This is a genomic window from Acinetobacter sp. 1542444, from assembly GCF_000581835.1.
Taxonomy (GTDB): Bacteria; Pseudomonadota; Gammaproteobacteria; order Pseudomonadales; family Moraxellaceae; genus Acinetobacter; species Acinetobacter pittii.
Genome location: NZ_JEYA01000006.1, coordinates 182,906 through 209,505 on the forward strand (window position 1 = coordinate 182,906; position 26,600 = coordinate 209,505).

The following is a 26,600-nucleotide window of genomic DNA, read 5'->3' on the forward strand; positions in this document are numbered from 1 at the left end:
TAGTAGATTCATTATTAAGGCGGATAGCATAGCGAGCTTTTATTCATCAATAAAATGCTTTTTTTGCATATTTAATAACGGTTTTATTGATAAGCTTTAATATAAATCGACATAAAAAAAGCCCGGATAAATCCAGGCCCTTTCTATAAAAGCTTTTTATTTGTTATCTGGTAAGGCATAAGCCACTAAATAGTCGCCCATTTTCGTACCAAATGAACCATGACCACCAGCCATGATCACAACATATTGCTTACCATTGATTTCATAAGTCATTGGTGTTGCTTGTCCACCTGCTGGTAAACGCGCTTCCCAAAGTTTCTTACCGTTAGTAACGTTAAACGCACGTAAGTAGTTATCTTGAGTTGCACCAACAAACATGACATTACCGGCAGTAGAAATTGAACCACCTAAACCAGGCACACCAATTTTCACAGCTGGTAACTGGAACAAGTTCGGCAAGCTATCACGGATTGTACCAATACGTTTTTTCCATACCACTTCATGAGTTTTCAAATCAACGCCAGCTACATAGCCCCAAGCCGGTTGTTTACAAGGTAAACCAAGCGGAGATAAGAATGCGCTAATTTCAACACCATACGGTACGCCGTACATCGGTTGTACGCCCTGCTCAGTTCCCGCACCTTTTGCAGTTTGTGCACGGTTTGGATCAGCAGGAATTAACCGACTTACGAATGGCAGACCAATCGGGTTCATTACAGCAACCTGACGATCAGGGTTAACTGACATACCGCCCCATTCAAATACACCCAAGTTACCAGGGAAAACTAAAGTACCGTTTTCAGATGGTGGAGTATAAATACCATCGTAATTTAGACGTTTGAAAGATACACGACACATGAGCTGATCAAGCATAGTGGCACCCCACATGTCTTTATCAGTCAATTTATCTTGTGGTGCCAAGTTCAAGTCAGAGAATGGCTGAGTTTTTGAATAGAACTCACCTTTAGTTTGTGGTCCACGTTTAACTGTTTGTGGAACCGGTTTCTCAGTTACAGGAACAATCGGTTGACCATTACGGCGATCAAGCACAAAGGCATTACCTGTTTTCGTCAATACATAGATTGCAGGAACAGTTTGGCCGGCTTTGTTTTTGATATCAGCTAAAGATGGTTGTGATGGTACGTCCATATCCCATAAATCGTGATGGGTTGTCTGGAAGTTCCACACTAATTTACCAGTAGAAGCATTAATCGCTAACATTGAGTTTGCATAACGCTCTTTCAGCTCGGTACGGTCACCACCCCAGATATCTGGTGTACCTACACCTGTTGGTACATAAACGATATCAAGTTTGGCATCGTATGCTAAAGGTGCCCACGCATTTGGTGAGTTATGAACAAAAGTAGTACCTTCGCCCGGCATTGCATTTGGATCTGCTGCGCCAGTATCAAATACCCAAAGAAGTTTACCAGTGTTAACATCGTATCCACGAATCACACCAGATGGCTCTTTATTGGAGTAGTTATCTGTTACAGAACCAGCAATAACAACAGTTGAACCAGTCACGATACCAGGAGATGTCGGGTTATAACCGCCTGGATAAGCATATGGCATGAACTCTTGTAAGTTCACTTGACCATTTTGACCAAAGTCAGTACATGCTTTACCAGTGTCAGCATTTACAGCCACTAAACGGCCATCATTGACTGGTACAAATACCTTACGTGGACATTGTGTAGAGCTAGATTTCTTGCTTTGAAGACTCGTTGCAAACTCAGTTGTATTGTTTGCATCGTAGTACATCACACCACGACAAGTTAAATGCTGGAACGATTTATCCGTTTTAAGTTTCGGATCAAAACGCCATTTTTCTTTACCTGTAGCAGGATCAATCGCAATTAACTGCTGGTGAGCTGTACAGATAAACATGTTATTACCGATTTTAATCGGTGTAACCTGATTGGTCGTTTCACCAGAATCGTTATCTGTCTTAAGATCGCCAGTACGTAAAGTCCAAGCAACTTTCAAGTCTTTTACGTTTTGGTCATTAATCTGTTTCAATGGAGAATAACGCACACCTGCTTGAGTACGGCCATAAGCTGGCCAATCACTTTCAGCAACACCAGGCACGGCTTGGGCTGTTTCTGGTTGAGGTGTTTTGATTTCACCATTAATTTCTTGCGGATCATTGAAGATAGAATAAACCATCAACACGATTGCAATTGCTAAAGTTGAAGATAAGGCAACTTTACTTGATCCAAGGTTGTTGATTCCACGAGTTACAGCCGGAACCAATAACCATAAACCAAGAATACCTAAAATATCTAAACGTGGTGCAAGCGCCCAAAAGTCTGTTCCAACTTCCCAGACACTCCAGATAATAGTTCCTAGCATTAATGCAGCATAAACCCACAAAGCAGTAGAAGCACGCTTGTAGAGTTGCCATGCAACAATGAGGAGTAATACTCCAGCTATAATGTAGTAAATTGAACCGCCTAGTGTAGCGAGCCAAATACCTCCAATTAACAGGAATAACGCCAGTAACCCAATAATAATTACGGTAAAAGTCGTTAAACCTGATCTTGAAGTAGGTTGATTCATAAACCACCTCTTATCAATCATCATTTTTATAGGAAAGATGTGCCAAGAACCTTATAGAAAAATGGCATCACCAATACATCTAAAACAAATTCAGGCATCAAGAAAAAACGGAAGGTCAGGTTAATTCAATCAATGATTTAGCCCTCGACAATCCGTTTTTCGGAGTAATTACGCTTAGAATGCAGTTGAGAATTTAATACCGCCAACCCAAGTGTTATCACCATTTTTTAATGCACCAACATGACGAACATATTGCACATTTGGACGAATAGTTAACCAGTTAGTGGCATGAATACCGTAGTAAAGCTCGGTATTGTATTCAGTGTCATATTCTTTAGTTTGAACATCGTTCCAATCATCATTGATATGGATACGAGCCACACCGAGTGCCAACTCATCTTGAGGACGTTGATTGAGCAAACCTTTATAGACCAACCCTACATTTTGCATGTTATCAATTTTGTTGGTATCAGAGTCGTGGAAAGTCAGGTTCACAAAACCTGTCAAACCGCGATCTGTTTGATCAGCAGGCTGGAATAATTTTTGTTTTGCAGTTACCCACACCCCTTGTTTATGAGATGTTTGGGCCTTATTCGTAATTTCTTCAGCGTCAGCAGTGCTGTAGTAATAACCTAAACGGTATTCACCAGCCATACTTTGAGCGCCTAATTTAGGTGACCAAACTACTTCGGCAGGAATAATTGCACCGTGAGAACCATCAGTACTTAAGTTAAAACCTTTGCCTCGATCCAGATTTTCTGGGTTGTATTCATATACACCAATTTGGGTATATAAGTCAGGTTGCAAGTTATATTTAACACGCATTGCCCATTGGCTTACTGGCCAGTTATACCACTGATCACCCACCCAGTTACCGACTTGTGAACCACAAAGCGCTAAATTCTGGAAATCACAGTCAAAACTGTTAAAGTCTTCACCTTCACCAAAACGACCGACTTTCACATCTAACTTCTGATCAAGGAATTTCTTCTTGATCCACAAATCTGTTAAACGCCAAGTTTGCTCACGCCCCCACACTTCTTGCACCGAGCTTAAGTGCCCTGCTAAAGCTGGTGAATGTTCAGAAAGCGACTGCCCATCACGATATGTTAATGTGATTTGAGCTTCCGTATCTTGCCAACCTAAAATTTTATTTAGGTCAAAATGAGTTCCTAGTGCAAGTTGCCCCGTATAAGCACTACCATGCGTAGACGTATTTTTTGAATCTAAAATACCGGCATATTCGCCGGTATATCCAAAAGAAAAATCATAACCTTGTGCTTGTAACGCGGTGCGTTGACCGTTCCAATCACCCAACATCCAAGGACTATTTGGGTCGAATGCAGCAGCAGCTTGTGCATGCTGTATAAAAAGAGTAATTGATAAAACGGATAAACAGGAAGCCATCAAGGATTTATGTGTTTTCATGTTTACATACCTTTTATGTCTTTGTTTATAAAGGGTACGCTAATTTTATGTAAAGAAATTATTCAAAATGTTAATCGATTGATTAATCTAATAATAATCTTAATACACATTGTATGAAAAATGGCCCCAGCTCTTTACCACTGCCCTTCACCAAGTTTTTGACCTATAAAGGAATATCTCATTTTCGATCTTGAAAACTTAATTGGACAAGCCAATTGTGGTTCTGTATCCGCTGTATTATTTTGCAAAGGTACATCCACAATCCATCCACGTTCTTGTGCTAAAGGCGAGTTTAAGGACTCTGTTAGGCTTAAAACAGGTTCTACACACACATCAAGATTTGCAAAAATTTCATGCCATTCTTTAAATGATTTCGTTTTAATTTTCTCTTGAATAGCTTGTTTAACTTCCTGTCGGTCTTCGACATCTAAGGAAGCACCTTTTTGTAATAATAAAGGCAAATCAAGCGCCACTGATAAACCAGACATAAATTGTGGCTCAAGACTACCTATTGAAAGATAACGACCATCTTGAGTCATATAATAGTCATAAAAAATACCGCCATTGAGCATGCCATGCTCTGGAGCCTGTTCAACTTGTGCCGCAAGTGTAGCGGATGCGGCCATACTATTGAGGCTAGCAACACAATCGGTCATGGAAATATCAATATATTGTCCCATTCCACTACATCCACGTTCGACAACCGCCGCTAAAATTGCAATGACAGCATGAAGTGAACCACCTGCAATGTCTGCAACTTGAATACCGAGCGGTGGAGGACCACTGTCTTGTCGGCCACTATATCCAGCAATACCAGCTAAAGCTAAATAGTTAATGTCGTGTCCAGCCCTGTCTTTATAACTTCCTGTTTGTCCATAACCTGTAATTGAACAATAAATGAGACGTGGGTTAATTTCGGCAAGTGTCGCGTAGTCTAATCCGAGACGACGCATGACATCAGGTCGGAACTGCTCTATAACAATATCAAACTCAGAAATTTTGGCTTTAATCAGATCAATACTCGTCTTATCCTTTAAATCGAGAACAATCGACTGTTTATTTCGGTTTAGATAACTATGTGCCGTTGCTTGACCATTTGCGTATGGTGGCATGATTCGGATTAAATCAGGACGTGATGGAGATTCGATATGGATGACTTCTGCTCCCATATCAGCCAAATACATTGTGGCAAAAGGGCCAGGTAAGAGCGTCGAGAAATCGAGAACTTTAAGTCCATTTAATGCTGTCGTCATCGTATTTTTAACCACTATTATTCGAATTTTCTTTTATATTAGTTAAGCAAATATACTAAAACAATGTCATGTTCAGCCATTTACCTTGATCATTTCGGCAATTTAACATGTAAAAAGTGCTTTTACTCTGTTGTAAATCGCCAATTTATTTTTTTAGACGGTCATTTAGGTCAATTTAAAGTGAACATCAAAGAGACTGAAGGATTCAATATGAGTCGCGATACGATTAGCATCCACTTCGTGAATGCGGCTTTGACAGGCGTAAAACGCCTTGGCATGGATGTTGAAATGCTCCTTTCACATGTGGGTATTGAAGCGGAATTATTACGTCAACCTAAAGCTCGAATCTCACCAGAACAATACACTCGATTTATAAAAATGTTGTGGATGGTCACACAGGATGAACACGTTGGATTTGACGTACAACCGCGTCGTCTGGGCACTTTTGCCATTATGTGTCAGTTGATTATTCACGCAAAAACATTGGGCCAAGCCCTTGAACTGTCATCTCAATTCTACAAATTATTTGGCGATGAATGGTCAGTAACTCTAGAGCGTGACAAACATGAAGCACGTCTAGTTCCTCTCATTCCGAAAACTTTAGATCCAGACCATTTCATTACTGAAAGTATGCTGATGATTTGGCACGGTCTAGCATCATGGTTGATTGAACGTCGTTTGCCATTAGAGCGCGTTCATTTTAGCTATCCACGTCCTGCACATGCAGATGAATATGATGCATTATTTTTTGCACCAGTCATGCAATTTGATGCACCACGTACTGAAATTACCTTTGCAGCTGATTATCTTGATTTACCAATCCGCCAAGATGAAAAAACGCTAGAAGAATTCTTAAAAGCAGCTCCTGCCCAGCTTTTAGTGAAATTCAAAAACACCAACTCGCTAACTTCTCGTATTCGTGAAGTACTCAAAAGCCAAATTGGTGAAGAAATGCCAACGCTTAATGACGTTGCATCAATGTTATATTTATCTCCTCAAACCTTACGCCGCCGCTTGGCTGCTGAAGGTAAAAGCTATCAAGGCGTAAAAGATGCTTTACGCCGAGATGCTGCAATTCACTTGTTACTCAACCCTGAGTTAACACTTGAAGATGTTGCTCAACAAGTTGGTTTTAGTGAAACCAGTACCTTCCACCGCGCATTTAAAAAGTGGACGGGTGTAACACCTGGCCTATATCGCCAGCTACATGGTTATCACTAATTCTTAAATCTATTTAAGTTTCACATTTAGCCCAAGTTCAACTTGGGCTTTTTTGTATTTCTATTGGCAAAAATCATCACCTGACTGGTGCGCTTATCGTCATTGCGTTGCCTTTTAAAACCAGTACACTCAAAACACAACAAAGTTTAAGTAATAAAAAAGGAACTGTTATGAGCGAGGCTTATATTATTGATGCCATTCGCACCCCACGCGGAAAAGGAAAAAAAGATGGCTCTCTTTACGAAGTAAAACCAATTACATTATTGACCACCTTATTAAATGAATTACAACAACGCCATCAACTCGATACGTCTAAAGTCGATGACATTGTTTTGGGCTGCGTAACACCAATTGGCGATCAAGGTGGCGATATTGCCAAAACAGCAGCGATTGCAGCAGGTTGGAATGATGATGTTGCTGGGGTGCAAATCAATCGCTTTTGTGCATCAGGTTTAGAAGCAGTCAACATGGCAGCCATGAAAGTCCGCTCTGGTTGGGAAGATTTAGTAGTTGCTGGTGGCGTTGAATCAATGTCACGCATTCCAATGGGCTCGGATGGCGGACCGTGGGCGTTAGACCCTGAAACAAACCTTAAGTCATCATTTGTTCCGCAAGGCATTGGAGCCGACCTCATTGCAACCTTAGATGGCTATAGCCGTGAAGATGTTGATAATTTCGCTGTGAAATCACAACAAAAAGCTGCGGCAGCACAATCAAATGGTTATTTCGACCAATCAGTTGTACCGGTAAAAGATCATGCAGGTGTGGTGATTTTAGAGAAAGATGAATTTATTAAAGGCAATACCACACTCGAAGGTCTAACGAAGCTCAACCCAAGTTTTGAAATGATGGGACAAATGGGCTTTGATGCTGTTGCTTTACAAAAATATCCAGAAGCACAAAAAATCAATCATGTTCACCATGCAGGTAACTCATCAGGCATTGTCGATGGAGCAGCTGTAGTTTTATTAGCTTCTGAAAAAGCGGTAAAAGAACAAAACTTAAAACCACGCGCTAAAGTTTTAGCGACTGCACTGGTTGGTACCGACCCAACCATCATGCTGACTGGCCCTGCTCCTGCTGCACGTAAAGCTTTAGAAAAAGCTGGGCTGACGATTGATGATATTGACCTGTTTGAAGTCAATGAAGCATTCGCGGCAGTTGTTATGCGTTTTATTAATGAACTCAACGTCCCAGCTGAGAAAGTCAACGTAAATGGCGGTGCGATTGCTTTAGGTCATCCATTAGGAGCAACAGGTGCCATGATTTTAGGCACTTTGCTTGATGAGCTTGAACGACAAGATAAAAAGCGCGGTTTAGCGACGCTCTGTGTTGGCGGTGGAATGGGTATTGCCACCATTATTGAACGCGTATAAAAATTAGGGATATCAAAGATGAGTGCAATTCAATACGAAAAGAATGCCGACAATATTGTCATTTTAACGCTTGATTCAACTGGTCAATCTGCGAACACCATGAATGCCGAGTTTCGTGACTCGCTCGATGAAGCGACTCAGAAACTTAAAGCAGAAACAGAACTTTCAGGGGTTATTTTCCGCTCGGCTAAAAAAACTTTCTTTGCAGGCGGTGATCTAGATGAACTAATTCAGGTTCAGCCTGAACACGCAACTGACTTTTTCAACATGGTTGAAAAGCTAAAAGGTCATTTACGTACAATTGAAACGCTTGGTATTCCAGTCGTTGCAGCATTAAATGGCACAGCACTTGGCGGTGGTTGGGAAATCGCATTAAGTTGCCATCACCGTATTGCAATCAATGACCCGAAAAGCAAATTTGGTCTCCCAGAAGTCACTTTAGGTTTACTACCAGGCGGCGGTGGTATTGTACGTATGGTACGTTTGCTTGGGCTTCAAAATGCGTTCCCATTTTTAATGGAAGGCAAACAGTTCGGTGTTGATAAAGCAAAATCTTTAGGCTTAATTCATGACACTGCCGAAAATGAGCAAGAACTTTTAGATAAAGCAATTGCTTGGATCAAGGCCAATCCAAAATCTCAGCAGCCTTTTGATGTGAAGGGTTATAAAATTCCAGGCGGTGATCCAAAAACTCCAGCAGTTGCACAAGTTCTTGCAATTGCACCAGCCATGTTAAAAGACAAAACCAAAGGTTGTTACCCTGCCCCTGAAGCAATTATGGCTGCCGCAGTTGAAGGTGCTCAAGTCGATGTCGATACTGCTCTGCGTATTGAGTCTCGCTACTTTACTCAGCTTACCACAGGCCAAATTTCTAAAAATATGATCGGCACTTTCTGGCATGGTCTAAATGCAATTAAGTCTGGTGCGAGCCGCCCTGCCGACGTTGCAAAATGGCAAGCCACGAAAGTGGGTGTTTTGGGTGCAGGCATGATGGGTGCAGGGATTGCATATTCAACAGCCATAAAAGGCATTCCAGTTGTACTTAAAGATGTATCTGTTGAAAATGCTGAGAAAGGCAAAGCATATTCACAAAAGCTCTTAGATAAACGTGTATCACAAGGCCGCATGACCGCAGAAAAACGTGATCAGGTTTTATCGCTCATTACGGCTACAGCTTCTGCCGAAGACTTACAAGGTTGTGATTTAATTATTGAAGCCGTATTTGAGAATCAAGAACTTAAAGCTAAAGTCACTCAAGAAGCCGAGCAATATCTAGCGCCTAACGGTGTGATGGCATCAAACACCTCAACCCTGCCAATTACAGGTTTAGCGCAAGCAAGTAAGGATGATAAAGCTTTTATCGGTCTGCATTTCTTTAGCCCTGTCGACAAAATGCAGTTGGTTGAAATTATCAAAGGTAAAAACACCTCCGCAGAGACACTTGCCAAAGCTTATGACTTTGTACAACAAATTGGAAAAACACCGATTGTTGTTAATGATAGCCGTGGTTTCTTTACCAGTCGTGTGTTTGGTACGTTCATTCAAGAAGGTATGCGCTTGCTTGCCGAAGGTGTCCACCCAGCGCGTATTGAAATGGTAGCACTGAAAGCTGGTATGCCAGTTGGCCCCCTCGCTATTCAAGATGAAGTATCTTTAACATTAACCGAACATGTTGCTAGTGAAGCACGCAAAGCTCTACAAGCCGAAGGAAAAGATTTACCTAAAACTTCTGTAGATGAAGTGGTGCACACCATGATTCATGAGTTAAACCGTAAAGGTAAAGCTGCTGGAGCTGGTTTTTATGAATACCCAGAAAATGGCAAAAAGCATCTATGGGAAGGCTTAAACCGCTGGAACAAAGATCATGATATTTCTGAACAAGATATGATTGATCGCATTCTGTTTGTACAGGCCTTAGATACTTTACGTTGTTATGAAGAAGGCGTATTGGAGTCTGTAATTGATGCCAATGTCGGTTCTATCTTTGGGATTGGTTATGCACCTTGGACTGGAGGAGCAATTCAATTCCTAAATCAGTATGGTACTGATAAAGCACAAAAACGTGCCGAAGAATTAGCTGCCAAATATGGTGAACGTTTCACACCGCCAGCTTTACTAAAAACCAAAGCTGAGCAGAAACAAAATATTCAGTAATTTAGTCTTATTGAATATTTAAAAAACTGCATAAACCTTACCCATATAAATATATTTTATTTATATGGGTTTTTCTTTATGACCTTTAAGATTTCAGCCCCCTGCCTAAATATGCTATAAATAGACTTCATTTTTGTGCTTCTACAGCACATTCGAGAAATTCTTATGTCCGATAAAAATTCTTCCGAGTCAGCAGTTCTAGGCTGGAAATTTGTTCTGATCGTTGGTGTTTTAAGTGCGATTTTCCTTGGCTTTTTCTATTTAGCAATGAGTAATGAACCTGACTATATGCCAGGTGCACAGCGCAAAGCACAACAAGAGCAAATGCAGCAAAAGGCTGAGCACTCTACAGAGCAACACGCTCAACATAGTGACAACATGCCTGAAATGGATATGCAAGAACATAAGCAATCAACTCAGTAATCAGATATTTTTCAAATGACAGATTTTTCCCGCAACGCACTGGTTGTAGAGGGTGGAGGCATGCGTGGTGCCTTTACCAGTGGTGTACTTGACGCGTTTTTACAACAACAGTTCAACCCATTCGATTTATATGTTGGTGTATCGTCTGGTTCAACTAATGTCGCCAACTACCTAGCAGGCCAGCAAGGCCGCACTTTAACATTTTATATTGATCATTCACTGCGTCCTGAATTTATCGATTACAAGCGCTTTTTTAAGGGCGGCGATTTACTTGATTTAAAATGGATGTGGGAAATTGGTGAGCAAGAGCATCCTCTTGATCAACAGAGTCTTTTTGCCAAAAATCCTGATTTTTATATGGTGTTGACGCATGCCAAAACAGGTCATGCAGAATATCTTCGTGCGGGTAAAGACAATTTACTCAATGCGCTTCGTGCTTCTAGCTCAATTCCAGTTTTAACGCGTCATCCCGTCGATATTATGGGTGAACCTTATTTTGATGGTGGTGTTGCAGATGCCCTACCCGTTCGCTGGACGGCTCAGCAAAGCGGCGTCAAAAAACTGTTAGTTTTACGTACTCGTCCGAAAAACTATTTCAAAGCAAGTAGTCGAGGTGATCAATTCCTCGCAAAATATGCGTTTAAACATCATTATGGTTTCGCTAGTAGCTTGCGTAGCCGCTGTGCTCGTTATAACGCTTCGGTCGATTTTGTTCGTGGTGAAAATCCAGACCAGCAAATTTTAGAAGTGTGTCCACCGCCTCTTAAAAATATGGCTGGCCGTTTAACTACCAATCCAAAAAAGCTTCGCTACAGTTATGAAGTCGGTTTAGAAACAGGTCTACAGGCAATTGAAAGTTGGAATGCAATGAAATAAATTAAAATTGAGATTTCTAAAAAGAAGTCTCAATTTAACTTCAAAACCATATCAATATGTGGAATGCCACAGTCTTCGTAAACTTCACCTTGTACTTTAAAGCCTAAAGCTTCGTAAAAAGCTGTCACATAGGTTTGCGCTGAAAGCTTTAAGTAAGGCAGTTTATGACGACGTGCATAGTCAATAATATGCTGCATTAAAATTTTACCTATACCCTGCTTTCGATAAGGCATTAAAACAGCAACACGCCCTACGCTATGCTGCGGCAACAAACGTGCTGTAGCGATAGGCTGCTCTTTGTCATAGACAATAAAATGTAGAACTGTGGCATCCAAGTCGTCCCATTCATCTTCAGGTGCAATTCCCTGTTCTTGGATAAAGACTTGTTCACGGATGTATTTGGCATCTTGCTCAAGCTGTTCCCAACCACCCTCTACAATTTTATACATCCATTCACCTTCCTAGCACTTACAGCCGATATTTTCGATCGGCAACTGATCTTGCAATAATAATTCCAACGATTGTTTTTTAATTCCGTACATTTCTTTCAATGCTTGGATTTGAGCCATAATCTTCGCATCAGGTTGTGAAACGTTTTTGCGTTTTGTCGCCAAAATCATTTTATTTTTGCTGGTATGTTCAAGCGATACAAACTCAAAAACTTTGGTTTCATAACCATAAGCTTTTAAAAGTAACGCACGTAAGGTATCGGTCAACATCTCGGCTTGTTGTCCCGCATGAATACCAAACTGTAGCATGGGTTGTAAAACTTCAGGACTATGTAATTGTGGACGCAACTCTTTGTGACAGCATGGCGCGCACATAATCATCGAAGCATTTAAGCGAATTCCAGTATGGATAGCAAAGTCAGTCGCAATATCACAAGCATGTAAAGCAATCATAACGTCCAGCTTTTCCGGCTGATAACTACGAACGTCACCTTCAAAAAAGTCTAAATGATTAAAATGTACTTTTTCTGCAACGTTCTGGCAAAACTCCACTAAGTTACGGCGCAGCTCTACACCAGTAATGAGCGGAACCTTTTGTTGTTCTTGTAAATAATCATACAAGGCAAAAGTTAAATAACCTTTTCCTGAACCAAAATCGACAATATTTAACTCTTTTTGCTCAGCATCAATTTGTTCGTATGCACTCGCAAAAATTTCGATAAATTTATTAATCTGCTTCCATTTACGAGCCATGCTTGGAATGATTTGAGCTTTCTCATCGGTAATGCCAAGCTCTTTTAAAAATGCACTACCCTGCTGTACATAACGCTGTTTCTCACGATCATGTGCTTGTACAGTTGGAGCGGTAGTCACGCTGTGTTTTTTACCCATATTAAGCATGGCTTTTTTCTTATTTTTTTTAAGCTGGATTTCTTGATGAGTGGAAAATAAATTCGCTTGTTTACATTGCGTAATCAGCACTGCAATCTGTTCTAAGCCATCTTCGAATGAATAATTTTTAGTCACATCTTGGGTGGTATGATGATATAGCGCGGAAAGTTGTTTTTTTCCATGTAGCTCCACAACACGGAAAGTAATTTTTTCCAGCTGTGTCAACTCTCCTTTATATTGGCTCAAAATCAAACGCTCAAAAGTCTGCTGATCAAGCATTTGTTTGATTTCATGAAAAAATTGCTGTTCTTGCTCAAAGGAGAAAACCGACACTGATATACCTAAAAAATGGTGACTCATATAAAGTGAAAGTTTAAAGGGTATAGGATTAAAAATAAAATAACTTTACGGCTGTTTTGTATTTCTATACATTTGTATTTTTAATCAAAAAATAAACTTATGAGTAAATCGGTGTTAGAAACCTACGACCCAAAAGAAGAACTTTTTAATGCCTACAGCCATGGCGCTGGTGTGGTTATGGCAGTAATTGCCTCTGTCTTTTTAATTATAAAAGGATCTTATCTTTCCACTGCCCAGTGGATAGGTTTATGGGTATATGCTTTTAGCTTAATTCTCGTGTTTACTAGTTCGACTCTCTATCATTTTGCACAAACACAAAATTTACGTTACTGGTATAAAAAACTCGATCACACGGCTATTTATTATTTAATTGCTGGAACATATACCCCGTTCTTAAGCATTGCTATACCTACACAAAAAGCTCATATTTTACTTATTGCGCTCTGGAGCATTGCTGCAATTGGTACACTTTTCAAGTTAGTTTTTATTCACCGTTTTCAGAAAATTTCGCTACTTGCTTATGTCCTTATGGGTTGGCTTGCCGTTTTTGTAATGGATGATATGCGAACCTATTTAAGCAAAGATACTTTGATGTTATTGATTACTGGAGGTTTAGCTTACACCGTTGGAGCATTGTTTTACGCGTTAAAAAAGGTAAGATATACCCATGCGATATGGCATATTTTTGTGCTTTTAGGTGCAGGTGCACACTTTCTTGCTATCTATTGGTACGTTGTTTAGTCCATTTTTCACTCATATTCAGTGATCCTGAAAGAGTCATGGATGATGTTCTTTCACGCTATTCTTTTAAGAAAAATATGCCTTTAAAGAGAATAGTAAATTAAAAATAAATTTTAACTGATATAAGGACTTATATGGAGTCAACCTCTGCGACTGCTGCTCCTGTAGTAGCCACCAATTCGAAAACACGGGTTTTGTTTGCAAGTTTAGTCGGTACAACCATTGAGTTCTTCGACTTTTATATCTATGCAACTGCTGCCGTTATCATTTTTCCACACCTATTTTTCCCTGCCAGTAGTGGTAGTGCCGCAGTCTTACAATCACTTGCAACTTTTGCAATCGCCTTTATTGCCCGTCCTATCGGTGCAGCACTATTTGGGCATTTAGGAGATCGTATAGGTCGTAAAGCAACATTGGTGGCAGCATTGCTCACTATGGGTATCTCAACCGTATGTATTGGCTTATTACCAACCTATGCTCAGATTGGAATTGTCGCGCCTTTATTGCTCGCCTTATGTCGTTTAGGACAAGGCTTAGGCTTAGGTGGTGAATGGAGTGGCGCAGTATTATTAGCGACTGAAAATGCCCCAGAAGGTAAAAGAGCATGGTACGGCATGTTTCCGCAGCTAGGTGCTCCAATCGGCTTTATTCTGGCAACAGGTTCATTCTTATTATTGAGTGCAGTTATTCCTGAGCAAGCATTCATGCAATGGGGTTGGCGTATTCCATTCATTGCCAGTGCTGTATTAGTTATTGTTGGCTTATATATCCGTTTAAAACTTCATGAAACTCCAGCTTTCCAGAAAGTCTTAGATAAGCAAAAAGAAGTTAACATTCCATTTAAAGAAGTTTTAACCAAACATACAGGTAAGCTTATTCTTGGTACAGTTGCAGCCATTTGTACCTTTGTCGTGTTCTATCTTACTACCGTATTTGCTTTAAACTGGGGAACCACAAAGCTTGGATATGCGCGTGGTGAATTCTTAGAACTTCAACTCTTTGCCACACTTTGCTTCGCCGCATTCATTCCTTTATCGGCTATTTTTGCAGAAAAATTTGGTCGAAAAACAACTTCTATTGGTGTCTGTATCGCTGCTGCGATTTTCGGCTTGTTCTTCTCTAGTATGTTAGAGTCTGGAAATACTTTAATCGTTTTCCTTTTCTTATGTACTGGCTTGGCGATTATGGGATTGACCTACGGTCCGATCGGTACAGTTCTTTCTGAACTTTTCCCAACTTCAGTTCGATATACAGGTTCAGCATTAACTTTTAACTTGGCTGGTATTTTTGGTGCATCTTTTGCCCCACTCATTGCGACTAAGCTTGCTGAAACTTATGGTTTATATGCGGTTGGTTATTATCTTACTGCTGCATCACTTTTATCATTAGTTGCCTTCTTACTTATTCGTGAAACAAAAAATGATGATGTAAATAATCAGATTTAAAGTTTTAAAGACACCCCCATAAAAAAGCCAGTTCAATTTGAACTGGCTTTTTTATACGTATATGAATTAATTCATTGATGCAGGATTTGCTGGAGCAACACTATTTGTTGCAGCTGGCGCTGTTACATTGCTTGCTGCAACTGCTGCTGGTCCTGCTACAGCTGCTTCACCGATTAAAGCAACTTTTGCTTTTTCTTGGCTTTTTGCAGAAAGAGCTGGGTTACTTGCCACAATACGATTAATGTTTGCTGAGTTTGCTGGAGCAATCGCAGTAGTTTGTAAAATAATTGGGCGATTACCTGTGTTACCCAAGGTATAGCGAATACCGGTACGTGGACTAATCACTGTAGTATTTTCTTGCTTCACTACAGCTTGAGCCGAAGTTGGGCCTTTTGCTGCAAGAACTTTGTCAACCGTTGTCGTTTGAGGGGCTGAAGCTGCTTCTGCTGCAAAAACAAAACTTGGTACAGCAAGAACAGTTAAAAATAAAGGTTGTAATACTTTTTTCATTGTCTTTCCAACATACACTCTGGATGAGAAGTAAATAGCATTTAATGCTTAAAACTGCAAACATTATTCACAGGCTTACTACAAACATAAAAAAAGCAGAACAATTGTTCTGCTTTTTTTGTGAAGGCAGATTAGATCTTACCGTGACATTGCTTATATTTTAGTCCCGAACCACATGGGCATGGGGCATTACGGCTTTCTGGAACAGGGAAAGCTTGCTGTTCAGCAGACTCGTTCATGGTTTCTTGAGAAAGTGTAACTTCACCAGTTAAACCATCTACATCATCATGTTCAAAAGAAAGCTTCATTGATTCAGCTTGCTGCTGCTGTTGAGCTTCCATTTCTGCAAGTTCTTCTGGTGTTGGGATATGTACACGAGACAAATCAGTTACAACATCAGTTTTAATAATACCCAACATGTTTACGAACAAGTTGAAGGCTTCTTTCTTATATTCCTGCTCAGGGTTCTTTTGCGCATAGCCACGTAAGTGAATACCTTGACGCAAATAATCCATTGCAGCCAAGTGATCTTTCCAATGGCGATCAAGAGAGTTTAAAACGAAATGGCGCTCAAGCATTGCTGCTGATTCATCACCCATTTGAGCACGGCGCTGACGATAACGCTCAATCACTTCATCACTAATACGCTCAACCAAACCTTCTTCATCTAAACGACGATCTTGGTCTAACCATTCTTGAATTGGCAGCTCAATACCTAAATCAATACGTAAAGCATTTTCTAAACCTTCCACATCCCACTGGTCATGAATTGACTCTGGTGGAATAAAGTTGGCAATCATGCCTTGCATCACTTCACGATGCATTTCTTCAACGTAGTCTTTTAAGGTGTTTTCAGCTAATACTTCATCACGTTGTGAGTAAATGATCTTACGCTGTTCGTTATTCACGTCATCGTATTTCAATAAGTTCTTACGAATATCGAAGTTACGCGCTTCAACTTTACGTTGAGCATTCTCAATCGAACGGCTCACCATTTTATGTTCAATCGCTTCGTCTTCTTTCAAACCCATCGCGCGCATCATACCAACAACACGGTCGCCTGCGAAAATACGCATAAGGTCATCTTCAAGAGATAAATAGAAACGAGAAACACCAGGGTCACCCTGACGACCGGCACGACCACGTAACTGGTTGTCAATACGACGTGATTCATGGCGTTCGGAACCAATGATGTGCAAACCACCGGCTTGCAGGACATCTTCGTGGTCTTGTTCCCATTGTGCTTTTAGACGTGCTTCATCTTCTGCAGTTGGGTTTTCAAGTTTGGCAAGTTTCGCTTTCCAGTTACCACCCAAGATAATATCCGTACCACGACCGGCCATGTTGGTTGCAATCGTTACTGCATTCGGACTACCCGCTTGAGCAATAATGTCTGCTTCACGCTCATGCTGCTTTGCATTCAACACTTCATGATGAATACCAGCTTGCATTAACTTAGAAGATAAAATTTCGCTGGCTTCAATGGTTGCTGTACCAATCAGAATTGGAGCAACACCCTGCCCACGAATATTCATAATCTCTTGAATAATCGCGTTATATTTACCGTTACGGTTTAAATAAATTAAATCGTTTTGGTCGTTACGAATCATTGGACGGTGAGTTGGAATAATCACAACATCAAGACCGTAAATTTCTTTCATTTCCGCAGCTTCAGTATCAGCAGTACCTGTCATACCTGAAAGCTTTTTATAGAGACGGAAATAGTTCTGGAATGTTGTTGTCGCTAAAGTTTGGTTTTCAGGCTGAATTTCCAAGCCTTCTTTTGCTTCAACAGCTTGATGCAAACCTTCTGACCAACGACGACCCGGCATCGTACGACCCGTATGTTCATCGACAATAACCACTTCACCATCATGAATAATATAGTGAACATCACGTTGAAATAGGAAATGCGCACGAATGGCAGCAGATACATGGTGAACAAGGTTTAGGTTTGTTGCTGAATATAAGCTTTCGCCTTCAGCCAACAAGCCCATTTGAATAAGTTCTTGTTCAACAGTTTCATAACCAACTTCGGTCATTTCAACTGAACGCTGCTTTTCATCAATCCAGAAATGGCCGCCATCTGCAACTTTTTCTTCTTTTTGCGGATGTAATTTAGGAGGAATCGTATTGATTGCAGAATACAGATGCGAAGAGTCTTCACTTTGACCAGAAATAATTAATGGTGTACGAGCCTCATCAATTAAGATGGAGTCAACTTCATCGATAATGGCATAGTGCAAACCACGTTGTTTCTTTTCTGCTAAAGAAAACACCATGTTGTCACGTAAGTAGTCAAAACCGAATTCGTTATTGGTACCGTAAGTAATATCTGCAAGATAAGCTTCCGCTTTTTCTGACGGACCTTGCATTGAATAAATCGTACCAATTGATAGACCCAAAAATTCAAATAATGGGCGGTTCAACTCGGCATCACGCTGTGCCAAATAATCGTTCACAGTAATGACATGTACACCTTGGCCACTCAAAGCGTTTAAATAACACGCCAGAGTACCCATAAGGGTTTTACCTTCACCAGTACGCATCTCGGCAATCTTACCTTCATGTAAGGTAATACCACCAATTAACTGAACGTCATAGTGACGCATACCCATCACACGCTTAGCAGCTTCACGACAAACCGCAAACGCTTCTGGAAGTAATTTATCTAAACTTTCGCCATTATTATAACGTTGTTTGAATTCTGGAGTTTTTGCAGATAAGTCTGCATCGCTTAAAGCTGATATCGTCGGCTCGAGCGCATTGATTTGCTCAACAATTTTGCGCATGCGTTTGAGTTCACGCTCATTTTTTGTACCGAAGATACCTCCGATCAGACTTGCCAACATGGATAAACTCTCTAAATCTTGCTTGGTCAAATGAATAAACTTTTTCTCAGTCGTTTATTATGGTGCCAGAAATTTGAAGTACAAGGGGTTTGCACAAAACCCCTAAAAAAAATCTGATAGTTAGACGAATGGTTTTTCATTCATCTAATCTCCCCTTAATGTGCCGAGCACCAAAAACACACCATTAACGCTCATCGATTAAGCATAACTTCCGAGAAATCTAATTTAGCAAATTTACCTTAAAGTTACATTGATTAAGCACTTAAAATAATGAGTTTTAGTCATATATATTTACACTTATATAAAAAGTTCATAATAAAATACAAAAACAATAATTTTAATCATAAAGTAAATGCTGCATATTCATTCAATCGAATAACAAATTATGCGCAATTGAGGAAAGATCATGACACTACGATTAGGAGATACTGCTCCCGATTTTCAACAAGAATCGAGTGAAGGCACAATTAATTTTTATGATTTTTTAGGGGATAGTTGGGGAATCTTATTTTCACATCCAGCCGACTATACTCCCGTATGTACAACTGAATTAGGTTATACAGCAAAATTAAAAGATGAATTTACGAAGCGGAATGTTAAAGCGATTGCTTTGTCTGTAGACGATGTAGAATCACACAAAGGCTGGATCAATGATATTAATGAAACACAAAATACAACTGTAAACTTTCCAATCATTGCAGATAAAGATCGTAAAGTATCTGAGCTCTATGGCTTCATTCACCCTAATGCCAGTGAAACTCTAACAGTGCGCTCATTAGTGATTATTGATCCTAACAAAAAAGTTCGCTTAATCATTACCTACCCTGCTTCGACGGGCCGAAATTTTAACGAAGTCTTACGTGTTGTGGATTCATTACAATTAACAGACAAGCATAAAGTCGCTACACCTGCGAACTGGCAGCAAGGTGAAGATGTCGTTATTGTGCCATCACTTAAAGATGAAGAAGAAATTAAACAACGTTTCCCTAAAGGTTATACGGCTGTTAAACCTTATTTACGCCTCACGCCACAGCCTGAAAGCAATAAAACCGACTAAAGGTTTTATTGCTTGCAAGACAAGAGAAGCGCGTAGGCACACTTAGATTAAATATCACACCCGAAAAAGTCATCCGTAGTGATGGCTTTTTTATTTATGTATTGAATACTCATGGTTTTTATTGTTCAGATCAGTTATAACTCGAAACGATTCGGTAAAAAAATAAAAATCATGATCTATAAAATTCATCATTTAAAGTGTGGCAGCATGTGCCCAGTCTGTGCACCCTTATTTGGACAAAAAGGCTTCCGAGCTGAAGTAATCTGTCATTGTCTTTTAGTTGAAACTGATCGAGGCTTAGTGCTTATCGATACTGGCTTTGGCTTGCAAGATTACTTACATATGAAGCAGCGCCTAGGCTCATTAGTTAAACGCTTAGGCAATATTGAGCATAATCTTGAATTTAGTGCGATCCAACAAATCCAAAAGCTCGGGTTTAGTCCCAAAGATGTACAGCATATTTTTGTCACTCATCTTGATTTCGACCATGCTGGTGGTATCTCAGATTTTCCTCATGCCACAGTTCATGTTTTAGCAGCAGAATACAACGCTGCCCAACTTCCAAATTTTAAAGGCAAACTTCGCTATAGAATCAATCAATATAAAGATCATCGGTATTGGAACTTCGTTGAATATCAAAAAGGTGAAGCATGGTTCAACCTCGAAAAAGTTAAAGGTTTTCCGCTGTTTCAAGATGAAATTTTAATGATACCGCTGTTAGGACATACAGCTGGACATTGCGGGATTGCCATAAAGCAACAAAATCAATGGGTATTATTTTGTGGAGATGCCTACTACTCACACCTAGAGTTAAACCCTAAAAATAAATTAAGATCACTTGATCTGGTGGAAAAAACATTTGCAGAAGACAATCAAAAGCGTCTTTTTAATCTCAAGCGTTTACAGCATTTAGCTCAACATGAACCCACGATTGAAATAATTTGTGCTCACGACCCTGATGAGCTTAAACGGTATCAAACATGAAGAAATTATCGCTCCTTACACTTGTCATCTGTATAAGTTTACAAGGATGTATGCAGCACGAAAGTATCGCCCATGAGCATCGACCACAAGATTGGGGAAGCTTAGTTTCTCAGACTCATAACTTTTATCAAATTAGTAATGATGTTTATCGCAGTGAACAACCTGATACAGCAATGATTTCTGAATTAAAGAATCATCAAATTGGAACGATCATTAATTTAAGAGCCAAAGACGCAGATAGTTTAGTTTTTAAAAATGAAAATTTTAATCTTGTACATATTCCTATCAACACTTGGGCAATTGACCGACAAGATCTCTTAGAAGTCATGCAACAAATCAAAATTGCCAAGCAGAATGATCAGCGCGTTTTATTGCACTGCTACCATGGTTCAGATCGTACAGGGGCCAGCGTTGCCATGTATCGCATTATTTTTGAAAATTGGGCAATTGATGATGCGGTTAAGGAAATGAAACAAGGGGGTTACGGTTATCATATTATTTGGAAGAACATTGACCGATTATTTACACCTGAAAATGTAAAATGGATTCAACAGCAACTGTCGAATCCATCTTAGTGACATCTTGAGTGGAATTTTTAATTTGGTTAACGTTGGTCTAACGGTACCCAGTCAATCACCCACGCTGATTTCATGTTTAAACTTGAATCAGAAGTAATTTTCTTACGAGCAGCATCTGCTGTATCACGGTCTTTTGCAGGTCCAACCATAATACGAATACCCTTACTGGTTGGGCTTGTAGTGACCTTATAGCCTTTAGCTCGTAATTTAGAAACAACTGCATCTGCATTGGCTTGGTTAGCAGCCAAAGCGACTTGAACCATCCACTTTTTATCGCCATTTTCAAGCAGTTCACGTGCTTTTTCAGCTTCAGCTTTTTTCTCAGCTTCAGCTTTTCGTTTAGCATCAGAGGCTTTTTTATCAGCTTCTGCTTGTCGTTTGGCTTCAGCAGCTTTCTTGTCTGCTTCTGCTTGGCGTTTTGCTTCAGCAGCTTTTTTATCTGCTTCTACCTGTCGTTTAGCTTCAGCTGCTTTCTTGTCTGCTTCTGCTTGGCGTTTTGCTTCAGTTGCTTTTTTGTCTGCTTCTGCCTGTCGTTTAGCTTCAACTGCTTTCTTGTCTGCTTCTGCTTGGCGTTTTGCTTCAGCAGCTTTTTTGTCTGCATCTATTTTTGAAGTATCAGTTGTTTTATTCACCGTATTGGTTTGCTGGTTTTTAGCTTTCGCCTCACCCACTAACTCCGGTGGAATATTATCTGAACTTTCTTGAGCCGCTGTACGGCGCGCATTAATAGCAGCGTACTCTGCTGCAGCTTTACGAGCAGCATCAGCTTCAGCTTGCTGCTGCATTGCTAAGAACTCAGCTGCACGTGCTTCTTGTTCAGCAACGGCCTTTTCACGTGCACGACGCTGTTCTTCTAGCAAACGTTTTTCAGTCTCAACATCAACCGCAAGCGGTTGTAGTTGTACCATTTGCCCTTCAGTTGTCTGTTTTGGTTTAGTTTGAGTTTTTGGCGATGTGGATGCGGATGGTTGAGCTTCAACCTGTTTTATTTCCTCATTTCCTTTTAGAAGTAATGCTGCCAATAAAACACCACCTCCTAGTAAAACAACGCCACCCATCCAGCGTTGTTTGTTATTCATTGACATTCTTCCAAATACTCCCAAATCGCTTCTAAAGTATGAAACGAACCACAGGCCAAAATCAGCTGATTGTTATTTGTTTGCTCAAGCGCTGATTTAAAAGCCTCTTTGATATTGCCATATTGTTGTACTGTCTGGCCTTGCAAGGCATCATTGAGTTGCTGAATCGGTGCAGCACGCGGCACATTCAATTCAGCAATTTTCCAATGTAAAACAGTAGGTTTCAATAAATCGACTACTGATTTTATATCTTTATCTGCCAGCATTGAAAATACTGCGACAACTTCTGTGTACTGTTTATTGTATTCTAAGAAATTTCGCAATTGCTTTAACAAAAATTCAACACCATGTGGATTGTGCCCAGCATCAAAAATTACCGTTTTCCCGTCCACTTGGCGCTGTTCAAAACGCCCTGCTAAGCGAGCAGATTGAATACCTTTTTCTAATGCTGACTGAGAAATCTCAAGTCCGCTATTTAAAATGGCCGCAACTGCTCCTGCAATATTTTCAATCGCTAATGTACCTAAAGAAAGTTTTAAAGTGGTTCCTTCCGAAGCAAAGTACCAGTTTTGTCCATCTTCTGCGAGCTTATAAAAATAATCACGATTAACGGTATATAAGTCTGCTTGTGAACTTTGTGCTTTATCTTGAATTGCTTGCGGCAATGGTTGCTCACCCGCGAAGATAACCGGAATATATGGACGAATAATGCCTGCTTTTTCAAAAGCAATTTTTTCGATGGTATCGCCTAGCCAATCTGTGTGATCTAGGCCAATATTAGTAATTACTGCAATGTCGGGGTCAATCACATTGACGACATCTAAGCGCCCGCCCAGACCAACTTCAAGCACCCATACATCACATTGTTGTTTAAAAATAACAAAAGCAGCCAAAGTGGTTGCTTCAAAAAAAGATAAGCTTAAATCACAATCGCGACGAGCCTGATCAACTTGAACAAAAGCATCAATCAGACTTTGATCATCGACTTCAACTCCACCTAACTTAACTCGCTCATTAAAGCGATAGATATGCGGTGACTGATATAACCCAACTTTATAACCCTGTGCGTTTAATATCGCAGCCAGTGTGGTTGTGGTTGAGCCTTTACCATTCGTTCCGGCTACTGTAAAAACTTTAGCATTAGGCTGAGTTACACCCAGCTTTTCTGCAACAGGAATTACACGTTCCAGACCAAGATCTATCCCTGTAACGTGAACATGGCTCCAATAATTGAGCCATGTATCTAAAGAGTCTATTGAAAGTGGAGCTTGTTGGTTCAAGGTAAGTTCATCAATTTCGATACAAGTCGAGATACAGTATCACGTAAAGCATGACGATGAACAATCTGATCGATTACACCATGATCAAGCAAATATTCAGCACGTTGGAACGGTTCTTCAAGAGTTTCACGTACAGTCTGCTCAATTACACGCTTACCAGCAAAGCCAATCATCGCTTTAGGTTCAGCAATATGAATATCACCCAACATTGCTAAAGAAGCTGTTACACCACCATACACAGGATGTGTTAACACAACGATATATGGTAAGCCAGCATCTTTTAATTTTTGAATCGCGGCAGAAGTACGCGCCATTTGCATAAGCGACAACATACCTTCTTGCATACGCGCGCCGCCAGAAGCTGCGAAACAGATTAATGGCTGACGTTTTTCAATTGCAAGCTCGGCAGCCTTTACAAAACGGTCACCTACAACTGTACCCATTGAGCCGCCCATAAAGTCGAACTCAAAAGCACATGCAATCATATCTACGCCATTTAAGTTACCTTGCATGGCAATTAACGCTTCCGTTTCACCAGTTTTGCTTTGCGCTTCACGCATACGATCTGGATACGGTTTAGAGTCAACAAACTTTAATGGATCTTTTGCAGTAAATTCTTGACCCAATTCAGTTACAACATTATCGAAGAACCAGTTCAAGCGGTCACGAGCTTTCATTCGTAAGTGTTCATCACATTGCGGACAAACATATGCATTGAAAGAAATTGCTGTACGTGTCACTAGTGCATGACATTCAGGACATTCAATCGTTGGCTCAGTAAATGTTGCTTTGAGAATTTGTTGCTCATCTGCGACTTCAATACCTGGAACCGGACGTTTTGTCCATGGTGTCGAAGGGCTAAGAACTTTCCCTGGTTTCACTTCTTGATTCATACTAACTCATCGAGCGCTGCTCGAAGCTCCTTGACTTTACTCACCGTCTGTTCAACAGCGTCATCCGCTGCCAACGTTGCAAAATTTTTAACGAAAGCACTACCTACAATCACGGCATCAGCAACATTACCCATTGCTTTTGCTGAAGCGGCATCACTAATACCAAAACCAACACCCACTGGAATATTAGTGGCATTTTTGATTTTTTGAATACGCGCAGCAGCTTCTGCCGTATCAAGTGTTGCTGCTCCAGTTACACCCTTAAGTGAAACATAGTAAATAAAACCACTTGCCTGATTTGTCACATGTTGAATGCGTTGATCTGTAGAAGTTGGCGCAAGTAAGAAAATTTGGTCCATATCATGTTGTTTCAACACAGCACCAAATTCTTTTGACTCTTCTGGTGGTAAATCCACAAGTAATAAGCCATCTACACCACATTGTTTCGCATGAGAAACAAACTTCTCGTAACCAATAACTTCAACCGGATTCAGATAACCCATTAAAACAACAGGTGTTTCCTGATCCTGCTCACGGAACTCTTTTACCATGTTGAGTGCATCCAACGTGTTAGTCCCTGCTGCAAGCGCACGTTCAGCTGCAAGCGCAATTACCGGACCATCAGCCATTGGATCTGAAAATGGTAAACCAAGCTCAATGACATCTACTCCTGCCGCAACCATTTTATGCAGTAACGGAACCGTTACTTGTGGCTGTGGATCACCCGCCATAACATAAGATACAAGCGCTTTACGTTGTTGGGACTTAAGCTTTTCAAAACGGGTGGCAAGACGTGACATAGGGTTGTGCTTTCCTTGAATTATTTAAAATTGAGGAGTTGTTTGTAGAAATACAAGAACATCGCATTTTAACGCTATTTTTTGTCCATTGAACAGGTCTAACGTTATGGCGATATTCGATTGTATGATTCATACAACCCATGGTGTACATTTATCAATATTTTGAAACTTTTCTCAATGATCAAAGCTTCCTATTTTCGAGCCATTATTAGATCGCCATCCGATCAAAAAACAATCATGCAAAACTTATTTCTCAATATTTTTATTGGCGAGTTGTAATTCCCTTTTCCGCATGAGTAAAGTTTGTCCTGTCAAATTTTTATGAGCCCGTGCAAGTGCTGACTGATCCGAATATCCCAACTGCTCAGCAATTGTGGTGAGGCTTTCATTTTGGTGAAGTAATATTTCACAGCGTTTCATGCGTTCAGTATCTAAAATTAATTTAAATGAAGTATTTAATGACTGTAATTGACGCTGCAAGCTTCGTACTGAAATATTCAACTCGATGGCAATATCCTCTATTTTAGGGGCTTGTTGCTTATGTTTAAAATATTCATGAACAATCCAATGTATTTGCTGGGCTAAATCTGTATGTATTTTCCGCTGAGCTAATGCCTCTTCTGCTTGTTTCACCAAAAGTTGCATTAAGCTGGGGTCCGCATGTCGAGGACGAACATTCAATCCCTCACTTGCAAAAGTTAATGCATAGTAAGGTTGCTCAAATGATAATTTACATTGAAAGAAACGCTGATAGTGAACTAAGGGACCACGTGAGCGGTGCACAAACTCAACATGCTGCAAGAGAAAATCATGGAAAGGAGCAATTTGTTTAGCAAGCTGAACCATAGCAGCTAAAGTCAGCTCACAAAGTATGATATTACTGGCATCAACTAGCGGCCAATACAGACGAATGTTAGAAGCATCTTGTTCAACTTGCATAGGCACGACTTGCTCACCGTCAATCACGAGACGATGAAATTTCATGACATATTCAAGAACCTCTGCAAAGCTGCCACTCCGAGAAGCCATATATCCCAGTACACCAAAATTGGCAGGTGTAATACAAGTTGCCATTTCTAGGGCTAAATTAGAAACTTGTAGACGAGACTCTGTCAGCTCTAAAAGTTCAAGAAAAAAGTTTAAAGAAGATTGAGCATCAATAGATGAAGCTAAAATATTTTGAACTTGACGGGCCTGAACATCTGTAAGGTTTAATGCCTGCCAATCGATTCCTTTCTCTTTTAGATAAGTATTCCACAGATAAAAGTAGCCATTTGAAATCGTAAAATCCTGCATGGCTCATCCTTTTTTTAATGCCATCTTGTCGCAAACTGTATAAAAATTGGCAATAACTGTCAAAACAAAGCCGACTATTAGCGACATACTAA

General features: G+C 40.2%; 22 protein-coding genes. 10 read left to right on the plus strand and 12 right to left on the minus strand.

The features are described 5' to 3' along the window. Window positions 1-156: 156 nt before the first annotated feature. From J580_RS20035 to J580_RS20045, 3 genes are all read right to left on the minus strand, one after another. Window positions 157-2,562 (minus strand): glucose/quinate/shikimate family membrane-bound PQQ-dependent dehydrogenase, encoded by a 2,406-nt coding sequence (locus J580_RS20035; protein ID WP_005064285.1) that lies wholly within the window; start codon window positions 2,560-2,562, stop codon window positions 157-159. Window positions 2,563-2,736: 174 nt separating this feature from the next. After that, window positions 2,737-3,969 carry a carbohydrate porin gene (locus tag J580_RS20040; protein ID WP_075383779.1) on the minus strand — a complete coding sequence of 411 codons (1,233 nt, stop codon included), beginning with the start codon at window positions 3,967-3,969 and terminating at the stop codon, window positions 2,737-2,739. A 155-nt stretch (window positions 3,970-4,124) separates the two neighbouring features. Then, window positions 4,125-5,243, minus strand: a complete 1,119-nt coding sequence (locus tag J580_RS20045; protein WP_032005506.1) for a CaiB/BaiF CoA transferase family protein — start codon at window positions 5,241-5,243, stop codon at window positions 4,125-4,127. A gap of 210 nt (window positions 5,244-5,453) precedes the next feature. On the opposite strand from J580_RS20045, the gene J580_RS20050 reads away from it, so the two are divergent. The 5 genes from J580_RS20050 (at window position 5,454) to J580_RS20070 (ending at window position 11,293) form a co-directional block, all read left to right on the plus strand. Then, window positions 5,454-6,464 (plus strand): AraC family transcriptional regulator, encoded by a 1,011-nt coding sequence (locus J580_RS20050; RefSeq protein ID WP_002116561.1) that lies wholly within the window; start codon window positions 5,454-5,456, stop codon window positions 6,462-6,464. A 170-nt stretch (window positions 6,465-6,634) separates the two neighbouring features. Beyond that, a complete protein-coding gene (locus J580_RS20055; protein ID WP_005064279.1) occupies window positions 6,635-7,840 on the plus strand; it encodes an acetyl-CoA C-acetyltransferase in 1,206 nt (401 codons plus the stop codon). An 18-nt stretch (window positions 7,841-7,858) separates the two neighbouring features. Next, complete coding sequence (locus tag J580_RS20060) at window positions 7,859-9,994, plus strand: 3-hydroxyacyl-CoA dehydrogenase NAD-binding domain-containing protein (protein WP_032005508.1); 2,136 nt, start codon at window positions 7,859-7,861, stop codon at window positions 9,992-9,994. Between the two features lie 165 nt (window positions 9,995-10,159). Then, the gene (locus tag J580_RS20065; protein WP_005072746.1) at window positions 10,160-10,417 is read left to right on the plus strand and encodes a hypothetical protein; all 258 of its coding nucleotides are present in this window, start codon (window positions 10,160-10,162) and stop codon (window positions 10,415-10,417) included. Window positions 10,418-10,432: 15 nt separating this feature from the next. Then, window positions 10,433-11,293 (plus strand): patatin-like phospholipase family protein, encoded by an 861-nt coding sequence (locus J580_RS20070; protein WP_032005510.1) that lies wholly within the window; start codon window positions 10,433-10,435, stop codon window positions 11,291-11,293. Between the two features lie 29 nt (window positions 11,294-11,322). Here J580_RS20070 and J580_RS20075 read toward each other — a convergent pair whose 3' ends face one another. Together J580_RS20075 and J580_RS20080 are read right to left on the minus strand one after the other, a co-directional pair. Beyond that, window positions 11,323-11,742 (minus strand): GNAT family N-acetyltransferase, encoded by a 420-nt coding sequence (locus J580_RS20075; RefSeq protein ID WP_032005512.1) that lies wholly within the window; start codon window positions 11,740-11,742, stop codon window positions 11,323-11,325. Between the two features lie 12 nt (window positions 11,743-11,754). Continuing rightward, window positions 11,755-12,966, minus strand: coding sequence for a class I SAM-dependent methyltransferase (locus tag J580_RS20080; protein WP_032005514.1), 1,212 nt, complete (start codon window positions 12,964-12,966; stop codon window positions 11,755-11,757). A 126-nt stretch (window positions 12,967-13,092) separates the two neighbouring features. Between J580_RS20080 and trhA the strand changes: the two genes are divergently transcribed. Together trhA and J580_RS20090 are read left to right on the plus strand one after the other, a co-directional pair. Continuing rightward, a complete protein-coding gene (gene trhA, locus J580_RS20085; RefSeq protein WP_001984806.1) occupies window positions 13,093-13,734 on the plus strand; it encodes a PAQR family membrane homeostasis protein TrhA in 642 nt (213 codons plus the stop codon). Window positions 13,735-13,868: 134 nt separating this feature from the next. Continuing rightward, window positions 13,869-15,179 carry an MFS transporter gene (locus J580_RS20090; RefSeq protein WP_032005516.1) on the plus strand — a complete coding sequence of 437 codons (1,311 nt, stop codon included), beginning with the start codon at window positions 13,869-13,871 and terminating at the stop codon, window positions 15,177-15,179. A 66-nt stretch (window positions 15,180-15,245) separates the two neighbouring features. Here the strand turns inward: J580_RS20090 and J580_RS20095 are convergent, their stop codons facing one another. After that, window positions 15,246-15,689, minus strand: coding sequence for a hypothetical protein (locus J580_RS20095; protein WP_002116535.1), 444 nt, complete (start codon window positions 15,687-15,689; stop codon window positions 15,246-15,248). Window positions 15,690-15,820: 131 nt separating this feature from the next. Continuing rightward, window positions 15,821-18,541 (minus strand): preprotein translocase subunit SecA, encoded by a 2,721-nt coding sequence (secA, locus tag J580_RS20100; protein WP_032005519.1) that lies wholly within the window; start codon window positions 18,539-18,541, stop codon window positions 15,821-15,823. 406 nt (window positions 18,542-18,947) lie between these two features. Here secA and J580_RS20105 point away from each other — a divergent pair, with 406 nt between their 5' ends. The 3 genes from J580_RS20105 to J580_RS20115 all read left to right on the plus strand — a co-directional run bounded on the left by J580_RS20105 (window position 18,948) and on the right by J580_RS20115 (window position 21,157). Then, entirely contained in the window at window positions 18,948-19,598 is a 651-nt protein-coding gene (locus J580_RS20105) for a peroxiredoxin (RefSeq protein ID WP_005050084.1), read from the plus strand. Between the two features lie 171 nt (window positions 19,599-19,769). Then, window positions 19,770-20,582: an MBL fold metallo-hydrolase gene (locus J580_RS20110; RefSeq protein WP_212750318.1), complete on the plus strand. Its 813-nt coding sequence runs from the start codon at window positions 19,770-19,772 to the stop codon at window positions 20,580-20,582. Then, the gene (locus J580_RS20115; RefSeq protein ID WP_032005523.1) at window positions 20,579-21,157 is read left to right on the plus strand and encodes a dual specificity protein phosphatase family protein; all 579 of its coding nucleotides are present in this window, start codon (window positions 20,579-20,581) and stop codon (window positions 21,155-21,157) included. The genes J580_RS20110 and J580_RS20115 overlap by 4 nt, the downstream gene beginning before the upstream one ends. Window positions 21,158-21,186: 29 nt before the next feature. On the opposite strand, the gene J580_RS20120 is transcribed toward J580_RS20115, so the two are convergent. The 5 genes from J580_RS20120 to J580_RS20140 form a co-directional block, all read right to left on the minus strand. Then, window positions 21,187-22,245: an SPOR domain-containing protein gene (locus J580_RS20120; RefSeq protein ID WP_032005525.1), complete on the minus strand. Its 1,059-nt coding sequence runs from the start codon at window positions 22,243-22,245 to the stop codon at window positions 21,187-21,189. After that, entirely contained in the window at window positions 22,236-23,519 is a 1,284-nt protein-coding gene (gene folC, locus J580_RS20125) for a bifunctional tetrahydrofolate synthase/dihydrofolate synthase (protein WP_032005527.1), read from the minus strand. The genes J580_RS20120 and folC overlap by 10 nt, the downstream gene beginning before the upstream one ends. Further along, entirely contained in the window at window positions 23,516-24,412 is an 897-nt protein-coding gene (accD, locus tag J580_RS20130) for an acetyl-CoA carboxylase, carboxyltransferase subunit beta (protein WP_002116475.1), read from the minus strand. The genes folC and accD overlap by 4 nt, the downstream gene beginning before the upstream one ends. After that, complete coding sequence (gene trpA / locus J580_RS20135) at window positions 24,409-25,212, minus strand: tryptophan synthase subunit alpha (RefSeq protein WP_002116163.1); 804 nt, start codon at window positions 25,210-25,212, stop codon at window positions 24,409-24,411. Before trpA ends, accD begins: the two co-directional genes overlap by 4 nt. Window positions 25,213-25,458: 246 nt before the next feature. Further along, on the minus strand, window positions 25,459-26,508 hold the full coding sequence (locus J580_RS20140) for an AraC family transcriptional regulator (protein WP_005072716.1): 1,050 nt from the start codon (window positions 26,506-26,508) through the stop codon (window positions 25,459-25,461). Window positions 26,509-26,600 lie beyond the last annotated feature (92 nt).